Annotated in this window: 18 protein-coding genes; 6 read left to right on the top strand and 12 right to left on the bottom strand. The window is 72.6% G+C overall.

From position 1 onward, the window contains the following. Position 1: 1 nt before the first annotated feature. The 4 genes from KF837_22010 to KF837_21995 all read right to left on the bottom strand — a co-directional run bounded on the left by KF837_22010 (position 2) and on the right by KF837_21995 (position 5,142). On the bottom strand, positions 2–844 hold the full coding sequence (locus KF837_22010; protein ID MBX3230012.1) for a hypothetical protein: 843 nt from the start codon (positions 842–844) through the stop codon (positions 2–4). After that, complete coding sequence (locus tag KF837_22005; GenBank protein MBX3230011.1) at positions 841–2,454, bottom strand: hypothetical protein; 1,614 nt, start codon at positions 2,452–2,454, stop codon at positions 841–843. Before KF837_22005 ends, KF837_22010 begins: the two co-directional genes overlap by 4 nt. Then, on the bottom strand, positions 2,451–4,010 hold the full coding sequence (locus KF837_22000) for a hypothetical protein (protein ID MBX3230010.1): 1,560 nt from the start codon (positions 4,008–4,010) through the stop codon (positions 2,451–2,453). The genes KF837_22005 and KF837_22000 overlap by 4 nt, the downstream gene beginning before the upstream one ends. 115 nt (positions 4,011–4,125) lie before the next feature. Then, the gene (locus KF837_21995; protein MBX3230009.1) at positions 4,126–5,142 is read right to left on the bottom strand and encodes a PrsW family intramembrane metalloprotease; all 1,017 of its coding nucleotides are present in this window, start codon (positions 5,140–5,142) and stop codon (positions 4,126–4,128) included. A gap of 27 nt (positions 5,143–5,169) precedes the next feature. On the opposite strand from KF837_21995, the gene KF837_21990 reads away from it, so the two are divergent. Further along, a complete protein-coding gene (locus KF837_21990; protein MBX3230008.1) occupies positions 5,170–6,723 on the top strand; it encodes a gamma-glutamyltransferase in 1,554 nt (517 codons plus the stop codon). Here the strand turns inward: KF837_21990 and KF837_21985 are convergent. The 4 genes from KF837_21985 to KF837_21970 are packed head-to-tail and all read right to left on the bottom strand — an operon-like array spanning position 6,720 to position 11,488. After that, the gene (locus KF837_21985) at positions 6,720–7,664 is read right to left on the bottom strand and encodes a hypothetical protein (GenBank protein MBX3230007.1); all 945 of its coding nucleotides are present in this window, start codon (positions 7,662–7,664) and stop codon (positions 6,720–6,722) included. The genes KF837_21990 and KF837_21985 overlap by 4 nt on opposite strands. A gap of 40 nt (positions 7,665–7,704) precedes the next feature. Further along, on the bottom strand, positions 7,705–9,051 hold the full coding sequence (locus KF837_21980) for an outer membrane protein transport protein (GenBank protein MBX3230006.1): 1,347 nt from the start codon (positions 9,049–9,051) through the stop codon (positions 7,705–7,707). Then, complete coding sequence (locus tag KF837_21975; protein ID MBX3230005.1) at positions 9,048–10,265, bottom strand: hypothetical protein; 1,218 nt, start codon at positions 10,263–10,265, stop codon at positions 9,048–9,050. Before KF837_21975 ends, KF837_21980 begins: the two co-directional genes overlap by 4 nt. Positions 10,266–10,288: 23 nt before the next feature. Next, positions 10,289–11,488, bottom strand: a complete 1,200-nt coding sequence (locus tag KF837_21970; GenBank protein MBX3230004.1) for a radical SAM protein — start codon at positions 11,486–11,488, stop codon at positions 10,289–10,291. 71 nt (positions 11,489–11,559) lie between these two features. On the opposite strand from KF837_21970, the gene tatB reads away from it, so the two are divergent. Beyond that, entirely contained in the window at positions 11,560–12,096 is a 537-nt protein-coding gene (tatB, locus tag KF837_21965) for a Sec-independent protein translocase protein TatB (GenBank protein ID MBX3230003.1), read from the top strand. After that, positions 12,093–12,920, top strand: coding sequence for a twin-arginine translocase subunit TatC (gene tatC, locus KF837_21960; GenBank protein MBX3230002.1), 828 nt, complete (start codon positions 12,093–12,095; stop codon positions 12,918–12,920). Before tatB ends, tatC begins: the two co-directional genes overlap by 4 nt. Here the strand turns inward: tatC and KF837_21955 are convergent. The 4 genes from KF837_21955 to KF837_21940 all read right to left on the bottom strand — a co-directional run bounded on the left by KF837_21955 (position 12,909) and on the right by KF837_21940 (position 17,894). Continuing rightward, positions 12,909–14,771, bottom strand: coding sequence for a hypothetical protein (locus KF837_21955; protein ID MBX3230001.1), 1,863 nt, complete (start codon positions 14,769–14,771; stop codon positions 12,909–12,911). The two genes, tatC and KF837_21955, sit on opposite strands and share 12 nt — an antisense overlap. Before the next feature lie 217 nt (positions 14,772–14,988). Beyond that, a complete protein-coding gene (gene rsfS, locus KF837_21950) occupies positions 14,989–15,609 on the bottom strand; it encodes a ribosome silencing factor (GenBank protein ID MBX3230000.1) in 621 nt (206 codons plus the stop codon). Between the two features lie 53 nt (positions 15,610–15,662). After that, positions 15,663–16,919 (bottom strand): glutamate-5-semialdehyde dehydrogenase, encoded by a 1,257-nt coding sequence (locus KF837_21945; GenBank protein MBX3229999.1) that lies wholly within the window; start codon positions 16,917–16,919, stop codon positions 15,663–15,665. A gap of 309 nt (positions 16,920–17,228) precedes the next feature. Further along, entirely contained in the window at positions 17,229–17,894 is a 666-nt protein-coding gene (locus tag KF837_21940; protein MBX3229998.1) for a hypothetical protein, read from the bottom strand. A 56-nt stretch (positions 17,895–17,950) separates the two neighbouring features. Between KF837_21940 and KF837_21935 the strand changes: the two genes are divergently transcribed. Genes KF837_21935 through thrC form a run of 3 tightly spaced genes read left to right on the top strand, consistent with a single transcriptional unit; the run spans position 17,951 to position 21,134 of the window. Next, complete coding sequence (locus KF837_21935) at positions 17,951–18,721, top strand: tetratricopeptide repeat protein (GenBank protein MBX3229997.1); 771 nt, start codon at positions 17,951–17,953, stop codon at positions 18,719–18,721. Beyond that, positions 18,718–19,800, top strand: a complete 1,083-nt coding sequence (locus tag KF837_21930; GenBank protein ID MBX3229996.1) for a hypothetical protein — start codon at positions 18,718–18,720, stop codon at positions 19,798–19,800. Before KF837_21935 ends, KF837_21930 begins: the two co-directional genes overlap by 4 nt. 17 nt (positions 19,801–19,817) lie before the next feature. Then, a complete protein-coding gene (thrC, locus tag KF837_21925; protein MBX3229995.1) occupies positions 19,818–21,134 on the top strand; it encodes a threonine synthase in 1,317 nt (438 codons plus the stop codon). Positions 21,135–21,144: the final 10 nt, after the last annotated feature.

Raw genomic sequence — 21,144 nt, 5'->3', positions numbered from 1 at the left:
GTCAGAACGTCGTCGCGATGGAGAGGCGCCAGAAGAACGAGCTCAGCGCGAGGCCGTTCACGCGGACACGCTCGTCGGTGCCGAGCGCGTCGTTCGCGTCGCGATCGGGGCGGAGGTCGAGCCCCGGCCGCGTCGTGTAACCGTAGCCGAGCTCGGGGACGGCCCAGATGCGGAGCGTGCGCCGCTCGAGGTCGGCGTCGGGGCCCGTCCCGCCCTTCGCGACGTACTTGCGAGGTCCGAGGAGGATGCCGGCGCCCACGCTCGCGTCGGCCGAGAAGGCCCACGCCGTGTCCTTGAGCGCGTTCGGCGAAGAGGAGTCGACGATCTCCGCGAAGATCCCGGCCGCCCCGGGCGCGACCTTCACGAAGCCGTAGACCTGCGGGATGAAGTGGTAGCGAGCCTCGATCGGCGCCTGGAAGCGGTGCACGGCGAGGTTCGTCGACATCCCGCGGAGGTGGCCGTCGCGACCGCCGACGCTGTAGCCGAGCCCGACGCCGAGCGTCAGCTTGTCTCGCGTGAGGAGCGGGTACGTCGCGTCGATCGCGATGTTCCCGAGGAAGTTGTCGTCCGCGAACGTGTCGAAGCCCGAGGTCCCGACGTAGTCGAAGCGACCGCCGACGCCGATGCGCCAGAGGTCGTAGCGCGGCTTCCCCACCCCGGGAGGCGGAGGGCGATCCACGTCCGGCGCCGCCTCCGGCTCCGGCGCGGCGGCGGGCATCGTGTACGTCACGGTGACGGGGCGCGGCGGCTCCGACGCCGGCGCGGGCTCGGAGTCGTCCGCGAGCGCATGCGCGGAGCACGTGACGACGAAGGCGAACGCGACACAAAAGCCAAGGCGGTTCATTGCAGCTTCTCCAGCATCAGGCCGTAGTACGAGCGGCTCGCGGTCGTATCGGGGTCGATCGCGTCGAGCACCGTCGCCCCCACCGACCCGCGCATGTCGAGCGCGATGAGCGAGCGCCCCCCGCCTTCGCGCTCCACGTCGTAGACCGCGGTGATCGGACGATCGAGCGTGAGCGGGATCGGGTGCAGGTTGTCGAGCGTGACCTCGGAGAGGTTCTGCGCGCCCTGCTGGAACGCCCAGAGCCGCTGCCCGTCGGGCGCGACGTGGATCGCGGCCTGCTGCAGCGTCGTGAGCGGCGCGGCGGTGCGGCTCGCGAGGTTGAGGACGAAGAACGCGTTGCCGCCGCCCTGCAGCACCTTGAGCTCGGGGCGCGGTGGAGGCACGTCGCGCACGGTGCTCACCGACGACGAGAGCGGCACGATCTCGACCGTGCGGTAGGTCTGCCCGACCGCCTTGCCGAGGGAGAGGAACGCGACGCCGTTGGTCTGCCCTTCGCCGTAGAGGAGCGCGGTGTCGGTGCCGGCCTGCGCGTCGACGACGCTCGTGATGAGCGAGATGCGCGAGAACGCGCCGTTGACGTCGACCTCGCTCGTGATGCTCGTCTGCGGATCGAAGAGGACGACCTTGCGCGTGTTGGGGACGACGGCGGCGAGGCGGACGCCGAGGTCGGTGCGGACGAAGACGATGTCGCCGGGCGTGCCGCCGACCTCGGTGAGGTTCACCTCCGGGCGGAAGTCGTTCGAGATCGTGTCCGGCTCGTCGCCGGGCCCGGGCTCCGCGTCGACGAGGGTGAGCGTGAAGACGCTCGAGTCGTTCTCGACGCGGACGCCGATGCGCGTGTCGTCGTTGCGCTCGGAGAGGCCGTCGTCGACCGCGATCGCGGCGGGGCGAAGCGCGTTCGTGCTCGAGCCGGAGGTGAGGCGGACCGTGATCTCGGGGCGCCGCGGCGTCGCGCGGAGGTTGTCGAGGTCGAGGAGGTGGACGTCCTGATCGGTCTCGACCACGAGCAGGCGCCGCTGGCCGCGCGGGAGGTTGAGCGGATCGGTGAACGTCACGCGCTGCGGCTGCCCGCCGAACGAGCGGATCGTGCGCGGCGTCACGGTGCCCTCCTCGAGGTCGACGATGAGGATCTCGTTCGGGTTCTCGACGAACGAGGCCTGGGCGAGGAACGGGTCGTTGCTCCGGCCCGGCTTCGCGAAGAGCGCGACGTAGCGGCCGCGCGGATCGAGCGCGAGGTCCGAGTGCAGCGACTCGAGGTCGAACCTCCGCGCGCCGCCCGCGTCGTCGATGACGGTGAGGCTCGGCCGCTCGTTCTTGTCCTTCCGGCGCGGCACGTCGCCGGCGGAGAGGACGAAGAGGCGCTTGCCGTCGGGGGCGACCTGCGCGCGGATCTGCGAGCGCCCGATCGGCACGAACGAGGTCGCGAGCTCCTGCCCCGCCTTCGGGACGAGGAGCCCGACGCGGTTCGCGTTCTTGTCGACGACGGCGACCCGATTCGTGAGCGCGAACGACTCCGCCTGCGCCGCGAACGGCGTCTCGTAGCTGTCCGGCCGATCGCCGCACGCCGCGACCAGCGCAAAGAGACCTACCGTCCCAATCCTCGACCTCATTGCACACCACTCCCATCGACCACGCGGGAAGAAAGCTCGAACCCCGTGAGCGTCCGCGCGACGCCGCTCTCGAGATCGATGAACGTGAGCCGCCCCTCGGCGTGCTGCTGAGCGACGAAGGCTCGGCGCGCGCTCGGCACGACGCCGACCGCGATCGGCGGGCTCGCGAGCGGGTAGCGCTCGACCATGAGCTGAGGCATCCGCGCGAGGTACGCGCCGTAGACCTTCGACGCGTCGTCGCGCTCGGCGACGACGGCGCGATCGTTCAGCGTCGCGACCGCGGTCGGCTTCGCCCCCGTCTCCACGATCTTCGCGGGGAGGTCCTGGCCGATCGGGACGACGCTGAACGCGCCGGGGTTCCCGTCGTGGAGGACGACCGCGTGCTGCGCGTCGGGCGCGGAGAAGACGCCGAGCACCGGCGAGTAGAGGCGCACCGTGCGGAAGGTCGGGGTCTGCGCGAGGTCGAGGACGGTGAAGCGCTCGGCCGCGGTCGCGTTCGTGTAGAGGAGCGCGCGCCCGCCGCCGGGCGCGATCGACACGGAGCCGATCGTCTCGCCCGTGATCGTGACGGAGGCGTTGCCGGACGGGTTCGCGATCGGGAGGACCGCGACCTCCGCGGTGGCGCGGACGACCGCGACGGCGCGGTCCCCCGTGTCGGCGAGATCGAGATCCGTCACCGGGCCCGAGAGCGTGACCTCCGAGCGCTCGTCGGTCGCGAGCGAGACGATCGTGATCGTGGAGGAGCCGTCGCGGCGGATGAACGCGCGCGCGCCGTCCTTCGTCACGAAGACGTCGCGCGTGCCGGGGTCCTCCGTCGGCGAGTCGGAGATCGCGACGTTCTTCGTCACCGCCGGCGTGCCCGCGAGCGCGACGAGCGCGATGCCGTCCTGGGTCACGGCGTACGCCTGCGTGCTCTCGGCGTTGAAGCCGACCGCGACCGGGCGGTAGCCGACCGCGAGGATCGTCGACGTACCGGTTTGGAGGTCGAGGACGGTGAGGTCTTGGAAGCCGAAGGTCTTCGGCGCGTCCGGGACCTTCCGCGCGTCGGCCCAGACCACGGCGTAGCGACCGTCGCTCGAGAACGCCGAGGTGTTCGCGTCGCGCGCGGTCTTGAACGTCGTCGACTCGACCGCGCCGGTCGCGGTCGTCGCGCGGAGGAGCGTCGCGTCGGCGGAGAGGACGTTGAGCACCAGCGTCGTGTCGACCGGCTGGTTCGGCACGCTCGCGAGGTAGGTCGGCGCGTTGCCGGCCTCGACGGTGCGGACCTGCAGCGTCTGCGCGTCGACGAGCGCGACGCGTCCGCTCTTCGGGTTCGCGACCCACACCACGTTGCCGGTCGCGACCGGCGCCTCGTAGTCGGACTCGACCTCGCGCTCGGGCGGGAGCTCGCCGGGGGCGCCGCTTCCCGAGGTCCCGCTCGACGAGCCCGTGCCGTCGTCGCCGCTGTTCTTCGCAGAGCGGCGGTCCCCCGAGTCGAGCGACGTCGCGGCGAGGTCCGAACAGCCCACAGCAATCAAGAGGAGCGGCAACGGCCATCTCCAGAGAACGCGACCCATCGTCGACCTCCCTCGACGCCGAGTGGAGCAACCGATGTGCCATCCGTCCAGATCCCTGAAATTCGATGGATCTACGGCGCAGGGTCTGGCATCCGTGTCGTGCCCGGCTGTGTCGTCAGCTGCCGATCCAGACGCCGCGCTGGTTCGCGGTCGCGATGTCGCGACGGAGCTCGGCCTCCTTGCGATCGAGATCGGCGCCGGTCTCACCGCGGCGGCGCCGGCTCTTCACGAACGCGAGCTCCACGAGCTGGAGCTGCTTCTTGCGGCGGACCGAGAACGGCCCCCAGCCCTTCGAGAAGAGGACCCCCCAGTTCTTCATCCCGAGCGCGAAGTAGCTCGAGACGAGGTGCAGCTCCTTCGGATGGAGGAGCCCGCCGACCTCGCCGAAGAGCTCGCGGATGACGATGCTCCGATCGCGCACGACGAGGAGCGCGAGGAGGACGAAGAACAGGATGTCGATGAGCCACGAGATGAGGAGCATCAGCACGAGGCCGCCGTCGCCGAAGAAGGTCGGGAGCGAGTTGTGCATGCAGTGCATCAACATCGCGCAGCCGAAGCCGATGACGGGCGCGGCGATCTTCACGAACCAGCTCTTCGCCTCCGTCGCGATGCCGAAGCCGAGGCCGGTGCACGCGGTGAAGGTGCAGTGCGAGAGGCCGAGGAGGATCGTGCGGAGGAAGAGGAGGACGACGAAGCCGCCGAAGCCCTGCGTCGCGAACTGGTTCGAGACGTAGAGGATGTCCTCCGTCAGCGTGAAGCCGAGGCCGACGACGCCGCCGTAGATCGCGCCGTCGAGGGGGCCGTCGAGCTCGCGGAGGCCGAGCGCGCTGATGAGGGCGATCAGCGCGACGCCGATCCCCTTGAAGCTCTCCTCGAAGATGGGCGCGAACACGGTCGCGCCGATGACGTCGAGCTCCTTCGGCGACGCGTCGAAGAGCGCCGACGTCATCGCCTGCGCGAAGCTCGAGGTGAGGCCGCCGCCGAGGGTCGCGAAGATCGCCCCCCACAGGAACGCCGCGAGGATCAGCCACCACGGCTCGGGCTCGAAGCGATCGACCCAGCGGATGAAGAAGAGGTACGTGAGGACCAGCGGCGTAACGCAGAGCACGCCGAGGATGAGGCCCACCAACATGTTCGAGAAACGTTAGCATCGACGCGGATGGGATCGACGAAAGGAGTGGTCGCCGCGGGCGACCCTCAGACCGCCGAAGCGGGCGCGGCGCTTCTTCGCGAGGGCGGCAACGCGGTGGACGCCGCGGTCGCCGCCGCCTTCGCCGCGTTCGTGTGCGAGCTCCCGCTCTGCTCGCCGCTCGGGGGCGGGGTGTGCGTCGTCGAGCGCGGCAACGGCGAGGCGATCGCGTTCGACATGTTCGCGCGGACGCCGGGCCTCGGCCTCGCGCCGGGATCGCCGCGCGACTTCGCGGCGGTGACGGTCAACTTCGGCGCCGCGGCGCAGGTGTTCCACGTCGGCGCCGCGAGCGTCGCGGTCCCGCTCGCGCTGTCGGGGCTCATCGAGCTCCAGCGGCGGCTCGGCGCGCGCCCGCTCGCGGCGGTGCTCGCGCCGGCGACGGCGCTCGCGAAGGACGGGTACGTCCTCGGCACCGGGTGCGGGTTCGTCTTCGACATCCTCCGGCCGATCATCGACCTCACGCCCGAGGGTCGCGCGCTCTTCTCGGGAGCGGACGGCGAGATCGCGGGCGTCGGCGCGCACCTCCGGAACCCGGACATGGCGCAGACGCTCGCCGACATCGCGGCGCGCCCGGCGCGGGTGCGCGAGCTCTACCGCGCGCTCGCGGACGAGCTCGGCCCGCGCCACGGCGGGCTCATCACGCCGGAGGACGTCGACCACGCCGCGCTCGCGGAGCACGCGCCGATCGCGGTCGCGCACGGCGACTGGCACCTCGCGACGATGCCCTTCCCCTCCACCGGCGGGCTCCTCGTCGCGCTCGGCCTCCGCCTCCTCGAGGGCGTCGGCCGCTACCGGTGGCTCTCGAAGGAGCACGAGCTCTTCGTCGGCAAGGTCCAGGAGGCGCTCCTCTCCGAGCGCGACGACACGTTCCGTGATCGCGTCGCCGATCCGGTCCTCGCCCGCGCGATGCTCGAGGACGAGCGCCTCAAGGTCGCGCGCGCGAAGGCGCGGAGCCTCCTCGGCTCGACGACGCAGATCAGCGCGATCGACGAGGAGGGCAACGCGGTGTCGCTCACGCTCACGAACGGCGAGGGCTCCGGCCACGTCCTCCGCGGCACCGGCATGATGGCGAACAACATCCTCGGCGAGGAGGACCTCCATCCGCGCGGCTTCCACGAGGACGCGCCCGGCACCGCGATCAACACGATGATGGCGCCGGCGATCCTCTCGCGCGGCGCGGACCGCGTCGCGCTCGGCAGCGGCGGCTCGAACCGCCTCCGCACCGCGATCCTCCAGACGATCGTGGGGCTCGTCGAGCACGGCGTGTCGCCGGCGGAGGCCGTGCACGCGCCGCGCCTCCACGTCGAGATCGACCGCGCGAGCGGGGAGCCCAAGCTCGCCTTCGAGGCGGCCGGGATGGCGCCCGACGTCGTGCAGGCGCTGAAGGACGCGTACCCCTTCGCCCCCGCGGTGTTCGAGGCCCCGAACCTCTACTTCGGCGGCGTCCACTGCGCGCTCCGTATCGACGGCAGCTTCGAGGGCGTCGGCGACGCCCGCCGCGGCGGCGCCCGCGTGATCGTCTAAGGGGACGCCGGGTAGTCGCCCGGCGGGGTCAGCGTCGCGGCGCGGGGCTGGAGCGCGGCCGCGATCGCGTCGTAGCCCGGGCGCTCCTGCGTCACGTAGAGGAACGCGCCGAGGAGCGCGGGCTGGCGGCCGGCGGGGTACGCCGGATCGGGGTTGCGCGTCAGCGGACCGTCGACGCCGTAGCGGCCCGCGAAGCCGATCGCGGTCGCGCCGGCCTCGTCCGTTCCCGTGTAGAGTACACGCACATGGAAGCGGCCGGCCGCGGTCGTGCGCGGCTCGGCCCAGGGATCGGCGACCGCGACCGCGTCGAACGCGCCGGCGACGTGCGAGGCGGAGAACACCGGGCCGATGCGCTGCCAGGCGAGGCCGTCGGGGCTCGCGGCCTCCTCGATCTCGAGGCCGCGCGTGTAGAGCATGCGGAGGCTCCCGTCCGGGAGCGCGAAGACGCTCGGCGCCGCGCCGCCCCACACGATCGGGCCGGGCTCCTTCGTGAACGCGAGGCCGTCGCTCGATCGCGCGACGCCGATCCCCTCCTCGCCCGCGTAGTAGAGCCAGACCTCGGCCCCGCGGCGCAGCGCGAACGGGCCCGCGAGCGCGATCTCCCACGGCTCGGTCGGCGCGAGCACGACCGCGGGGGCGCGCCCGACCTGGCCCGCGCCGAAGAAGGTGCGTCCGTCGTTCGCGCGCGTGCGGACGATCTTCCCTTGCGTAACCGCATACAGAAGCGTGCTCTCGCCGTCGGCGAGCACGGCGGGATCGGCGTAGCGCGCGAGCGAGTCGTCGAGGACGAACGGCGCGGCGCCCTTCAGCTCCTTCTCCGCGAGGGGACGGAACGGGCCCATCCCCGCGCTCGGGAGGATCGCCTCGTCGCCGCCCGCGTCGCCGGTCGTGCCGCACGCGACGAGCATGACGAGCATGACGAGGCCGAACGCGCGCGTCATCGCCGCTCCTCTTCCTCTCGGCCTCGGCCGAACGCGAACGTCATCGCCGCTCCTCTTCTTCTCGGCCTCGGCCGAACGCGAACGTCGCGGTGAGGCCGAGGTTCAGGAAGTCGCCGCGCGCGCGGAAGTCGCCGACGAAGTCGGCCGGGCTCGCCTTCCGCGTCGTCGCCTCCGGGAGGACGCCGACCTGCGCGTGCGCGTCGACGGAGAGCGTGCCGGGCACGAGGCGCGATCCGGAGCGCACCGCGAGGCCGCCGCCGAGCGCGAGCGTGTGGAGGTCGCGATCGACGTAGGTCGTGAAGCCGCTCTGCGCCTCGATCGGGCTCTTCATCCACGCGTAGCCGGCGCGGACGAAGAAGCCGCGCGCGGGCTCCCACTCCACCCCGGCGCGCGGGACGACGCGGTCGCGGAGGCGGAGCGGGATCACGCGGGACGGCGGCGGCGGGGTCGGCGGCGCGATCGTGGACGGCCACCCGCCCGCGGGCGGCGGGATGTCGAGGACGGCGTCGAGCTGCGAGGCCGGCGCGACGTACGCGCTCCAGTCGACCCAGGTGAGGTCGAACGTGAGCTGCGTCCGGCGCGTGAGCGCCCACGAGCCGCCGAGCACGACCTGCTGCGGGACGAAGCCGCTCACGCTGCGGGACTCGAGCTCGTAGAGCGCGGTCGTGAGCCCGGAGACGTCGCCCTTCAAGCGCGCTCGGAGATCGAGGTTCTGCTGCACCTCGCCGCGATAGACCATCGCGAGCGCGATCCGCTCCGAGAGCGCGACGCGCACGCCGAGCTGCGGGTAGCGCACCGCGACGAAGCTCGCGTCGACCTCGTGACGGAGGGCGGAGTCGTCGGAGCGGAACAGGTCCGCGGAGCCGGTCACGTCGAGGCGCGCGGTCGTCGCCGAGACGAACGAGATCCCGCCGCCGATCTGGAGCCACGGCAGCGGCTCGATCGCGACGTTCGCGGCGAAGAAGAGGCGCTGGTTCCGGTTGTCGTAGAGCTCCCAGCGCGGCTCGTCCTGCGGCCGCGAACGCGTGCGCGCGAGCCGATCGTTCGGGAGGTGCAGCGCGACGCCGAACGCGACCGGCACGTGGAAGACCTTGCCCGGCACGACGAGGCCGCCGACGATCCCGCGCACGGGATCGACCTCGCTCCCCTGCCCGTTCATCTCGAACGCGTGCGCGGCGTGGAAGTAGCCGAGCGAGAGCTCGAGCCCGCGCGAGCGCGCGAGCGCGGCCGGGTTGTAGTAGCCCGCCGCGACGCCGCGCGTCTCCGCCGCCGCCGCGCCGCCGAGCGCGACCTCGCGTGAGCCGAAGCCGTACGTGTCGGGCGGGTTCGCGCGCGCGAGCGCGGGCACGAGGAGCGCGGCGACGGCGAGCGCGGCCGCGCGCTTCAAAACCGCACCGTCCCGGTGAGGCCGAACGCGGTGATGCGGCCGTGATCGAGGACCCAGTGCCGCTGCACGAACGTGTCGAGATCGACGTGGCGGAGCCCGAGCCCGAAGCCGCCGGTCACGACGAGCCGCGTCCCGTCGAAGTAGCGCGTCGGCACGGCGACGACCGTCTTCGTCGCCGGATCGAACGCGCGCGACTCCGGGAGCGAGCCCGGCAGCGCGGAGGTCTCGACCCATCCGCCCGCGCGGGCGCGCAAGACGACGCCGGGGGCGAGGTCGATCCCGTGCTCGGCGCCGGCGCGGACCACGAACGTGTCGCGCCACGCGATCTCCGGCGGGGCGAGGCCGCACGTCGTGACGCCGGGGCTGCACACCAGCGTGGGCTCGACGAGCCCCGGGAAGTCCCGCCATCGCTTGTAGACGCCCTGGAGCGCGAAGGTGGAGCGCGCGTCGGTGCGCGCGACCTCGACGACGATCTGCGCCGGATCGTACTGCGCGAGGCCGGCGATGTCGAAGACGGGGATCGGGAGCGTCGTCAGCTTCGATCCGTCGACCGTCACCGCGAAGCGCGCGTCGAGCTCGCCACGGAAGACCACGCCGACGCGGTAAACGCTCGGCCTGCCGAGCGCGTCTCGCCCAGCGCCGTGCTCCCAGGTCGCGCCGATCGTCGGCGCGTAGGTCGTGACGAGCTGGTTCTCGACGCTGGAGCCCTCCGCGGTCGCGACGACGCTGCCGCTCAGCGCCGCGAGCGTGGCGACGCCGAGGCCGGCGCGCACGCCCCACCCGACGTCGACGCCGAAGCCGGCGCGCAGCGTGACCGACTGCGCGCGATCGGTGAGGAGCGGGAACTGCGGCGTCTCGGGGTAGAGCACGCGCGCGCGGACGAGGAGATCGCGCGGCATGTAGAGCGCGGCGGAGACGCCGACGCGATCGCGCAGGAAGCCGCCGAACGGGATCGGGATCGCGGCGCCGGCGAGCACACCTTTCGCCGCGGGCGCGTCCGTGCGCGGCGTGAGCGCGAACGCGGCGCCGCCGAGGCCCAGCGTCACCGCGTTCCGTCGCGTGAGCGATCCGAGCGCGGGGTTGTGGTACGCGCTCTCCGCGCCGGTCCCGTGCGTCGCGCCGGTCGCGCCCATCGCGCTCGTCCGCGCGCCGTACCCGAAGAGGTCCTCCGGCGACGCCGCCGCGCGAGCGGGCACGACGAGACTCGCCAACACGGCGAGGCCGAAGCACGCGCGCGTCATTTCTCAACGTCGGGGCTTCGCCCCGACACCCCACCCCAGACACGGCCCTCGCGCTGCGCGCTCGGGGCGCTTTGCGCCCGCTGGGGCGGCCGCTTCTGGGGCCCCTTCTCGAGGTCGGGGACTTCGCTTCGCGACTGTGGCGGCCCGTCTTTTGCCGCGAGCTGGCCGCAGGCGGCGTCGACGTCGGCGCCGCCGCTGTAGCGCTTGTGCGAGAACACGCCGCGGGCGCGAAGGACGTCGCGGAACGCGGCCTCGACGTCGTCGGCGGCGCGCGCGAACGGGTCCGGCGCGCCGATGCCGTTGTACGGGATGACGCTGAGGCGCGGCGACTTCCCGGTCCGCTCGCGGAACGAGAGGATCACGTCGGCGAGCGCGTGCGCGTGCGCGGCGGAGTCGTTCACCCCGGCGAGGAGCGTGACCGCGAACATCGGCGCGAGGCCGGTCAGCGCGACGTGCTCCGCCGCCGCGTCGAGCACGTCCGCGAGCGCGTGCGATCGCTCGATCGGCATGAGCGATCGCCGCGTCTCCGTGAGCGCGGACCCGAGCGAGAGGCCGAGCCGCACCTTCGGCGCCGCCTGCGCGAGGCGGCGGATCCCGCTCGGCAGCCCCGACGTGCAGACCGTGATCGCGCGCGCGTCGATCGCGAGCGCGGAGGGCTCCATCATCACCTCGATCGCGTGGAGCACGCGATCGAGGTTCGCCATCGGCTCGCCCATCCCCTGGAAGACGACGCCGTGCACGCGCGTCCCGGCGGGGAGGCCGCGCCGGACGACGCGCACCTGCTCGACGATCTCCCACGTCTCGAGGTTGCGCTGGAGGCCCATCCGCCCCGTCGCGCAGAACGTGCACGCGAGCGCGCAGCCGACCTGCGAGCTCACGCACACGGAGAAGCGGCCCTTCGCCTCGAGCGGGATGCGCACCGTCTCCACGACGTGCCCGTCCGCGGTCGCGAGCGCGTACTTCACGAACGGGTCGACCTTGCTCGCGCGCTCGGCCGCGATCGCGAGCGACGGCACGTGGCCCGCGCGGACGACCTCCTCGCGCGACGAGCGGCGGATGCCGGAGCTCGGCGTCTGCGGATCGACGTCGCGATGGACCTGCGAGACGACGCGGCGCGCCTCGTCGAGCGTGAGCGCGGGGAGCTGCCGCGCGAGCGCGGCCGGCGTGATCCCCTGGAGCGCGACGGGAGCGGCCATGACGGTGCCCGAGGCTAGCGGGCCCGACTGGCGGAGGCCACCCGGCACGAAGAAGGTGCTAGGTTGATCGCGTGTTCGGCTTCAGCTTCTCGGAGCTCGTGGTCGTCGTGCTCGTGACGCTCATCGTCATGGGCCCGAAGGACCTGCCCAAGATGCTGCGGAAGCTCGGGCAGTGGGCGGGCAAGATCCGGCGCGCCGCGGCGGACCTCCGCGCGCAGTCCGGCATCGACGACGCGCTCCGCTCGGAGGGGCTCGCGGACGACATCGCGGAGATCCGGAAGCTCGCGCGCGGCGAGCTCGACGCCGTGCAGCGGGCCGCCCGCGTCGAGGCCGACGCGCCGAAGCCGATCGCGCAAGAGGACTACGCGCGCGGCGACGACTTCAACGTCTTCCGCGACCGCGAGTACCCGCGCGACGGCGCCGACTCGTACGGCTGCCTCCCCGACAACGCGATCGTCTACGCGGAGGGCCTCCCGAAGAGCCCGCTCGCACGCGACGCGCTCTACCTCCTCGGCGACGAGGACGCCGAGCTCCCGCCCTTGCCCCCCGCGGAGGAGACCGAGGCCCCCGAAGAGACCGAAGCTCGGGCGGAGGCGGAGGCGTCATGACGACGGCGGAGACGAGCGAGCACGACGAGCCCGAGGACGACGTCAAGATGACGATCTGGGAGCACCTCGGGGAGCTCCGGAAGCGCCTCGGCCGCGCCGCGATCGGCCTCGTCGCGGGCGCCTGCGTCTGCTGGGCGTACCGCCAGCTCCTGCTCGACTGGCTGATGGTGCCGTACGCGAAGGCGTGGGGGGAGCGGTTCCCCGAGCTCGTCGCCGCGGGCCAGAAGCCGGAGCTGCAGACCCTCGCGCCCGCCGACGCGTTCGTGAACTACATGCAGCTCGCGCTGGTCGGCGGGGTCATCCTCGCGACGCCGATCGTCTTCTACCAGCTCTGGGCGTTCATCAGCCCGGGCCTCTACTCGCGCGAGAAGCGCTACATCATCCCGTTCGTCGTCTTCTCGACGACGCTGTTCACGTCGGGCGTCGCGTTCGCGTACTACGTCGCGCTCCCGTTCAGCTTCCCGTTCTTCTTCTCGCTCCTCGGCGAGGTCGGCTCGCAGTCGGGCGTCGTCCTGACGACGAAGCCGACGATGGAGTACTACCTCGACTTCGCGGAGCACATGCTGCTCGCGTTCGGCTTCGTCTTCGAGCTGCCGCTCTTCATCGGCTTCCTGTCGCTCGCGGGGATCGTGACGCCGCAGCAGCTCGTGCGCTTCAGCCGCTACGCGATCGTCGGCGCGTTCGTCGTCGGCGCGTTCGTCACGCCGGGCCCGGAGATCTCGAGCCAGATCGCGGTCTCGAGCGCCCTCATCGCGCTCTACTTCATCAGCGTCGGCCTCGCGTTCTTGATCGCGAAGAAGAAAGAGGCCCCCTCACAGTCGTGAGGAGGCAGGCGGCGCGGCGAGGAGGAGGCTGACGAGCTTCGGTCCCGCCGTCTCTTCGAAGGCGCTCACGATGAGCGCGTCGTACACGAACCCGTCGTCGCCGGGCGGCGGCAGCGGGGCGCCGGGGAGCGAGCCGGGCAGCCCGGAGATCCAGTCGACGGGGAGCGTCTCCGGCGGCGTCGCCTTCAGCGAGAACGTCAGGACGCGGAGGTCTTGCGGGACCTGGATGAGGACGTCGACCTTGACCTGGACGCCGAGGTAGCGCCGCTTCGTGTCGCGGGAGAGGAAGGTCGCGCCCGACCACGCGACGTCGACGTCGACGACGAGGGTGGGCGACGGCACGTTGGGGAACGGCGGCTTCGGCGGCGGCGGGAGCTCGGCGGCGGTCGCCTCGTCGATCGACGCTCCGACCTTCAGCGGGAACACGTCGGCGGGGAACACGGCGTGGAAGGCGCGCTCGATCCCGCGCACGATCGCGGCGTCGCGCGCCTTCCCTCCTTCGCCGGCGAAGAGCGGCGTGACCTCGGCGGCGCCGCCGGGCGCGGGCGCGCCGTCGTCGTCGAGGAGCCCCTTCGCCAGCAGTCGGTCGGCGGCGGCGAGGCCCGCGACGTTCCGGCGGCGGATCCGGACGTCGAACGGAACGGGGCGCTCCTCGGCCCAGGTGAGCATCGACTCGATGATGGGGACGACGTTCTTGTCGGACGTGCTCTGCTTCTGTTTGAACGTCGCGCGCGTCTCGGCGTAGACGTCGCGGATCTTCGTCTGTCCCTGGAACGCGTCCGGCGCGTCGGGGTAGCGGGCGATGAACGCGCGGACGCCGGACACGGTGGTCTGCGCGAGGAACTCGGCGTGGAGCGCGTCGCGGAAGAGCGCGCGCGCCTCCGCCTCGACGCCGGACTTCGGGTACGCCTTGAGGAACTTGTCGAGCTCCTCGACGAGCCGCCCGCCCTTCTCTTTCTTCGCCTCCGCGAGCTTCGCCTTCGGGATGATCGTGCTCGAGACCTCGGGCGAGCGCAGCCCGCCGCCGCGGACGTAGGCCTCCGCGAGCGCGACCTCGGGGTGCGCCTCGAGGCGGGCGAACACGCGCTGATCGCTCTGCCAGTTGCGGAGCCGCCACGTCGCGACACCGAACACGAGCCCGCAGATGAGCGTGATCGCCCAGATGAAGCGCGTCCAGCCGGGGCGGCCCTTCGCGAGGAGCCCGAAGTCGTTCGTCGGCAGGAAGTTCCGCGCCCGTGCGTCGGCGAAGGGATCGAAGGCGAGGAGCTCCGAGAGGTCGCCGCGCGCCATCGCCTGGAGCAGGATCTGCCGTGAGCTCTGGACCGCGGCGAGCTGCGACTCGGCCTGGTCCTGCCCCTTGATCTCGAAGACGAACGACTTCTCGGGGAACGCGAACCAGAGCGTCGAATACGTGTATTTTCCACCCTTCGTGTGATGGACCGGGTCGATCGACTGGAGGTCCGAGAGCGGGTAGAGCTCGAGCTCGCGCGTACGGGCGTCGACGAGGTCGAGCGGGAAGACGTACACGCCAGGCGCGAACGGGAGGGAGCCCCGGAGCGCGCTCCGCCGCCCCAACATCGAGAGCGCGAGCCCGATGAGGCCGCAGGCGGCGACGTAGAACCCGAGCCAGCGCCGGTCCTGCACCGGCGCGGCGGAGGCGCCGAACTGATGGAGGACGCCGACGACCATCGCGCTGAGCGTCAGGATGAGCAGCAGGTACCAGAGGACGGGGCTCCGCGCCTTCGAGACCCGCCGACAAATCGGCGCCGCCGACGGCGACACCGACACCAACGACCGCACGAAGCGCTCGCGACTGGTGCGCGGAAGGTCATTGAAGTCGACTTGACGCAAGGCCCGCCGAGCCTAGCATTCATGGTCGGGGGCTTCGCCCCCGACACCCCCACCCCGCGAACACGGCCCTCGCGCTTCGCGCGAGGGTTGCTTCGCAACCGCTGGCGCGGCCGCTTTCGCGGGGCCCCGGGGGGCTCGCCGGCGGCCTGCGCGGGGTCCCGGGGGCTCGCCGGCGGCGAGCCTGCGAGCACGGCTGCGAGCAGGGGCGAAGGCCCGACTATGAAAGACTCACGGGGACGCGGCGGGCGTCCATCCAGAGGCCGTCGATGTCGTAGGCGGCGCGGGCGTCGTCTTGGAAGACGTGGACGACGACGTCGCCGAAGTCCATGAGCACCCAGCTCGCGTGCGGGAGGCCCTCGACCGCGAGGGCTCGCTTGTTCTTCTTGCGGAGCGCCTCTTCGATCGCGGCGGACAGCGCGGTGACGTGGCGGTCGCTGCGGCCGGACATGAGCACGAGGAAGTCCGCGTAGTCGACGCGGCCGGCGACGTCGATCACCTCGAGGCCCGAGGCCTTCTTCTCGATCGCGGCGGTCGCGACGAGGACGGCGAGCGCGCGCGCCTCGTCGCTCGCGGTGCTGACCGGCGACGCGGCGCGCGGGGCCGAAGCGCCGAGCGACTTCGGCTCCTGCGACGCCGGCGGGCGCGCCTTCTTCGGGCCCGTGTCCGCGCCCTCGCGCCGCGATCGCGGGGCCGTCGCGCGCGCGGGTCGAACGCCCGGCAGCGACGCGCGCGCCTTCTTCTTCGCGCCCGGCCCGCCGGAGGAACGCGGCGTAGCTCCGCCATGCGAGGAACGGATCAGCGGGCGATCCCCGCCCCCGGGCTTCTTGTTTGCGGCCACGAGCGGATCGTCGACCGACCCCGCCCCCCCGTCAACCAAGGATTTGCCGCCTGCTAGGAAGCCCTCGTCTGGCCGTCGCCGTCGACGATCCACTTCATCGTCGTCAGCGACTCGAGGCCCATCGGGCCGCGCCAGTGGAGGCGGCTCGTCGCGATGCCGATCTCGGCGCCGAGGCCGAGCTCGCCGCCGTCGTGGAAGCGCGTCGACGCGTTCACGACGACACACGCCGCGTCGACCTCGCGGCGCCATCGCTCCGCGTGCGCCGCGTGCGGCGTCACGATCGCCTCGGTGTGGCCCGAGCCGTAGTCGGCCACGTGCGCGAGCGCGCCCTCGAGGCCGTCGACGACCTTCACCGCGAGCACCTTGTCGAGGAACTCGCGTCCCCAGTCGTCGTCGGCGGCGGGCTTCATCGACGGCACGAGCGCGCGCGCCCGCTCGTCGCCGCGGAGCTCGCAGTCCGCGAGCGCCGCCGCGATCGAAGGGAGGAGGCGCGCTGCGTCGGCGGCGTCGACGAGGAGGCACTCGAGCGCGTTGCACACGGCGGGACGGCTCGTCTTCGCGTTCCGCACGATCGCGACGGCGCGGTCGACGTCGGCGCCGCGATCGACGAAGAGGTGACAGACGCCCTTGTAGTGCTGCACCACCGGCACGCGCGCGTTCTCGGTCACGAACCGGATCAGCGCCTCGCCGCCGCGCGGGATCGCGAGGTCGACGAAGTCGGTCTGCTGCACGAGCGCGCGGACCGCGTCGCGATCGGTGAACGGCAGCACCTCTACCGCCGCGCGCGGGAAGCCGCTCGCCTCGAGCGCGTCGCCGATCGCGGCCGCGAGCGCGGCGTTCGAGCGCGCCGCCTCCGAGCCGCCGCGGAGGACCACCGCGTTGCCCGCCTTGAGCGTGAGCGCGCTCGCCTCGACCGTGACGTTCGGGCGCGCCTCGTAGATCATCGCGACGACGCCGAGCGGGACGCGGACGCGCGTGACCTCGAGGCCGTTCGGACGGCGCGTCTTCGAGACGACGTCGCCGACGGGATCCGGCAGCGCCGCCACCTCGCGCACCGAGCGCGCGATCGCCGCGACGCGGGCATCGTCGAGCGTGAGGCGATCGAGCATCGCGCCGCTCGTCCCGCGCCCCCGCGCCTCCTCGAGATCGGCCGCGTTCGCGGCGAGGATCGAAGGCGCCGCCGCCTCCACCGCCCGCGCGATCGCCTCGAGCGCCGCGTCCTTGTCGGCCGTGCTCCGCGGCGCGACCGCGCGCGCAGCCCTCCGCGCGCCAAGACAAATCTCGCGAACCGCATCATCGATCCTGCTCATCACCGACCACTCTAGCGCGCCCCCCCGCTCACTCGACCGGACAACCCCGGGGTGCCCTCTCGGGGCCGCGGAGCGCGCCTTCGCGCGACAACCCCCGGCAGGAGAGCCCGAGATGACAGCGCCGGGTACCCTCTCGGGGGGCCCGGGGCCGCGGAGCGCGTCTCCGCGCGACGGCCCCCGGCGGGAGAGCCCGAGACGACAGCGCGGGGGGTACCCTCTCGGGGGGCCCGGGGGCGCGGAGCGCGTCTCCGCGCGACGGCCCCCGGCGGGAGAGCTCGAGAGGGCAGAGCCCTCTCGAACAAGCCAAGCCTAGAACCCGATCGCGAGGTGGAGGCCGGTCTGCACGTAGCCGCGGAGGCCACGGATCTCGTCGTCGATCGGGCCGATGAGGCCGCCGGTGAGGTTCGCGCCGACGCGGACGTCGGCGTCGTCGAGGCCGAGCGCATACTCGAGCGCGAAGCGGCCGGTGCCGACGCCCGCGAAGCCGCTGCGATGATCGGGGCGGCTCACGTGGAGGACACCCGCGCCCATCCCGATGATGGGATGGATCCGGCCGCGCTTGTTGAGGTCGAGCGTGATCTCACCGCTGTAAATGCCGACCGAGTCGCCCGTCGGCGTGCTCGTGCCGTCGTCCTTCTTGCCCTCGCCGCGGAGCCACGCGGCCGAGAGGCGCGCGCCGACGGAGCCCTGCCCCATGTCGGCGCCGAGGCCCACGCCGTAGCCGAGGCCCTTGCCGGTCGTGAGCGCGGTCGGGCCGAGCGTGAGGCGGAGGAACGAACGATACAGCTCCGGCTCGCGCGCGATGAGACCGTCGTCGGCCCGGATGGGCTCGGGCGGCGGCGGATCGCTGAAGCGCCCCGGCGGGACGGCGACCGCGATGGTGGCCTCGTCCGCCCTCGCTTCGCGCTCCGCAGCGAACATCACGGTGGTGACAGAGACCAGAGCCAGCGTCGAGAGGAGGAGCGGTTTCGTCATCGCAAAGAACGAAACGCGCTGCTCCGCTCGGCCTTACAGTGAGGTATCCTCGCGGAATGACGCGCTGGCGTCGGCTTCTCTTCCTCGTGGCGGTCCTCACCATGGCCCCCGTCTCCGCCGTGGCGCAGCCCGCCGGCGGCGCGGTCTCCGCCGAAGACCAGCGGAAGGCGCAGGAGCACTTCCACAAGGCGCGCGAGCTCTATGGCGCCGGCAACTACCGCGAGGCGATCCACGAGCTCGAGGTCGCGCGCGGCCTCGACCCGAAGGCGAAGGACCTCGTGATGAACCTCGCCATCGTCAACGAGAAGGCCGGCAAGTACGACGAGGCGCTCGCGTGGTTCAAGACGTACCTCGAGATGGACGGCATCACCGCCGCGGAGCGCTCGAAGGCCGAGGCCAACATGAAGCGCATCGAGGGCGCGAAGCGCGAGCACGCCGCGCGGACCCCCTCCCCGCCCGCCTCCGGCACGCCCGCGCCGCCGCCGTCCGCTACCGCGTCGGGCGCCGAGCCCGCGCGGACCGATCCGCCGAAGGGCCGCGTCGACGGCGCGACCATCGCCGCGGGCGCGATCGCCGGCGTCGGCCTCGCCGCCGGCGCGACGTTCGGGATCCTCGCGCTCACGCAGCGCCCGAACGGCTTCGTCACCGGCCGCGACGGCACCTTCGCCGATCTCCAGTCGAAGACCGACGGCGCGCACACGATGGCGATCGTCGCCGACGTCGCGCTCGGCGTCGGCGTCGTCGCGACGATCGCGACGCTCTACCTCTACTTTGGGCGCACGAAGGAGCCGGCGAAGAGCGGCTTCGTCGGCGGCTTCCGGTTTTGACGCGGAGCCGCCGCCTTCGCCGCGCGTTCGCGCTCTCGACCGCGCTCGTCAGCGGCCTCTTCGGCTGCCAGCTCATCGTCTCGAGCGCGGCGCCCGACTTCCGCTGCGAGCCCGGCTTCCCCGGCGCGTGCCCCGAAGGTCAGACGTGCGAGCCGACCGCGCGCGTCTGCGTCGCGAGCGTGACGACGGAGGGCGGACCGAGCGACGTGGCGCCGGACCGCGACACCGGCGGCGACGGCCCGGCCGGCGACGACGACGACGCCGGCGGCCGCGCGCAGCTCGGCGAGCCTTGCGACAACCAGCGTCCGTGCGCGTCGACCCTCCTCTGCGGGACGAGCAACCTCCTCACCACCGCGATCCTCGCGAGCACCACCGACGCGATCTGCACGAAGACCTGCTGCACGAGCACCGACTGCGGCGACGGCTTCGTGTGCTTCGGCGCCGGCACCGGCGGCAGCTACTGCGTCTCCGCCGCGCGCGCGAAGCGCGAGGGCCTCGGCACCGGCGCGGCCGGAGCGGAGTGCGCCGCGCCCTCCGAGTGCCGCTCCGGTCTCTGCGTCGACGACCATTGCCTCGACACGTGCTGCACGGCGGAGCACTGCACCGGCGAGACGCTCTGCCGCGTGAAGAGCCTCGCGGCGCCGCCGCCCGCGCGCGAGAACTGGGTCTGCGCCCTCCCCGAGCCCGGCGCGTCGCTCGAGGCCGGAACGGTCTGCTCCGGCAGCACGACGCGGTGCATGAACGACAACTGCAGCGGCTTCCCGCAGAAGTGCAGGCCCACGTGCTGCAACAGCGAGCAGTGCGCCGCGCTCCACCCGAGCTTCACGACGTGCGCGTACGGCGAGTTCACGACGACGGGCTCGCACACGAAGTGGTGCTTCGACAGCTCCGGCACGCGCCCGCTCGGCGAGGCGTGCAACGGCAACGGCGACTGCGCGAGCCGCTTCTGCGATCCCGACCAGAAGAAGTGCGCGGCCGTCTGCTGCCAGGACACCGACTGCACGCGGGGCGAGGTCTGCCGCCCCGCCGCGTCGGGGACGCCGTTCCTCCGCTGCGTCCCCGCGGCGTCCCCCGAGTGACCACCAAGGAACGACGAATGCCCTTTTTTGCTGTTTTCCGCTGCTTCCGCGGCTGCGACGGATCCTTCCCGCTCACGCAGGCGATCTACCGCTGCCCCACGTGCGACGGGCTCCTCGCGGTGAAACACGACCTCGCCGCGCTCGCCGAGACGCCCGGCGCCGAATGGAAGAGCACGTTCGACCGGCGCTGGAGCGCGACCGCGTCGTCCGGGGTGTGGAGCAAGCGCGAGTGGGTCGCGCCCGGCGTCCCGGACGAGCACGTCGTGACGACGGGCGAAGGGATGACGCCGCTCTACCCCGCGCGCCGCCTCGCGGAGGAGCTCGGCTTCGGCGAGCTCTTCGTGAAGCAGTGCGGGACGACGCACACCGGCTCGTTCAAGGACCTCGGCATGACGGTCCTCGTCAGCGTCGTGAACCACGCGGTGAAGACCGGCGCGCTCAAGGTCAACGCGATCGCGTGCGCGTCGACCGGCGACACGTCGGCGGCGCTCGCGGCCTACGGCGCCGCGGCCGGCCTCCCCGTCGTCGTCCTCCTCCCGCGCGGGATGGTCTCCGTCGCGCAGCTCGTGCAGCCGCTCTCGCACGGCGCGAAGGTGCTCGCGCTCGAGACCGACTTCGACGGCTGCATGGCCGTCATCCGCGAGCTCGCCGCGCGCGGCCTCGTGTACCTCGCGAACTCGATGAACCCGCTCCGGATCGAGGGGCAGAAGACGGTCGCGATCGAGATCGCGCAGCAGCTCGGCTGGAGCGTGCCGGACTGGGTCGTGATCCCGAGCGGCAACCTCGGCAACTCGGCCGCGCTCTGGGCCGGCTTCTCGATGGCGAAGGAGCTCGGCGTCATCGATCGCCTGCCCCGCCTCGCGATCGCGCAAGCGGCGAACGCGAACCCCATGTACCTTGCATACACCGCAGGGACGCTGAAGACGGGGGAGGTCGCGTCCGTCACCGCGAAGCCGACGCAGGCGTCGGCGATCCGGATCGGCGCGCCGGTGAGCGCGCCGCGCGCCGTCGCCGCGCTCGAGGCGATGAACGGCGTCGTGGAGCAGGCGACCGAGTCCGAGCTCGCCGACGCGTGCGCGCGCGCGGATCGCTCCGGCCTCTACGCCGATCCCCACACCGGCGTCGCGATCGCGTGCGCGCGGAAGCTACGCGCGAAGGACGTCATCAAGGCGAACGAGCGCGTCGTCGTCGTCTCGACCGCGACCGCGCTGAAGTTCACCGAGTTCAAGCTCGGGTACCACGAGAAGAAGCTCCCCGAGATGGACTTCCCCCTCGCCAACACGCCGGTGCCGCTCCCCGCCGACGTCGACGAGGTCGCGAGACATCTCGCGTAGGTCTTCGACG

The organism is Labilithrix sp. (genome assembly GCA_019637155.1).
In the GTDB taxonomy this organism is placed as follows: domain Bacteria; phylum Myxococcota_A; class Polyangia; order Polyangiales; family Polyangiaceae; genus Labilithrix.
Note: the sequence above shows the minus strand (reverse complement) of the source record. Positions and strands in the feature narration are given on the sequence as shown.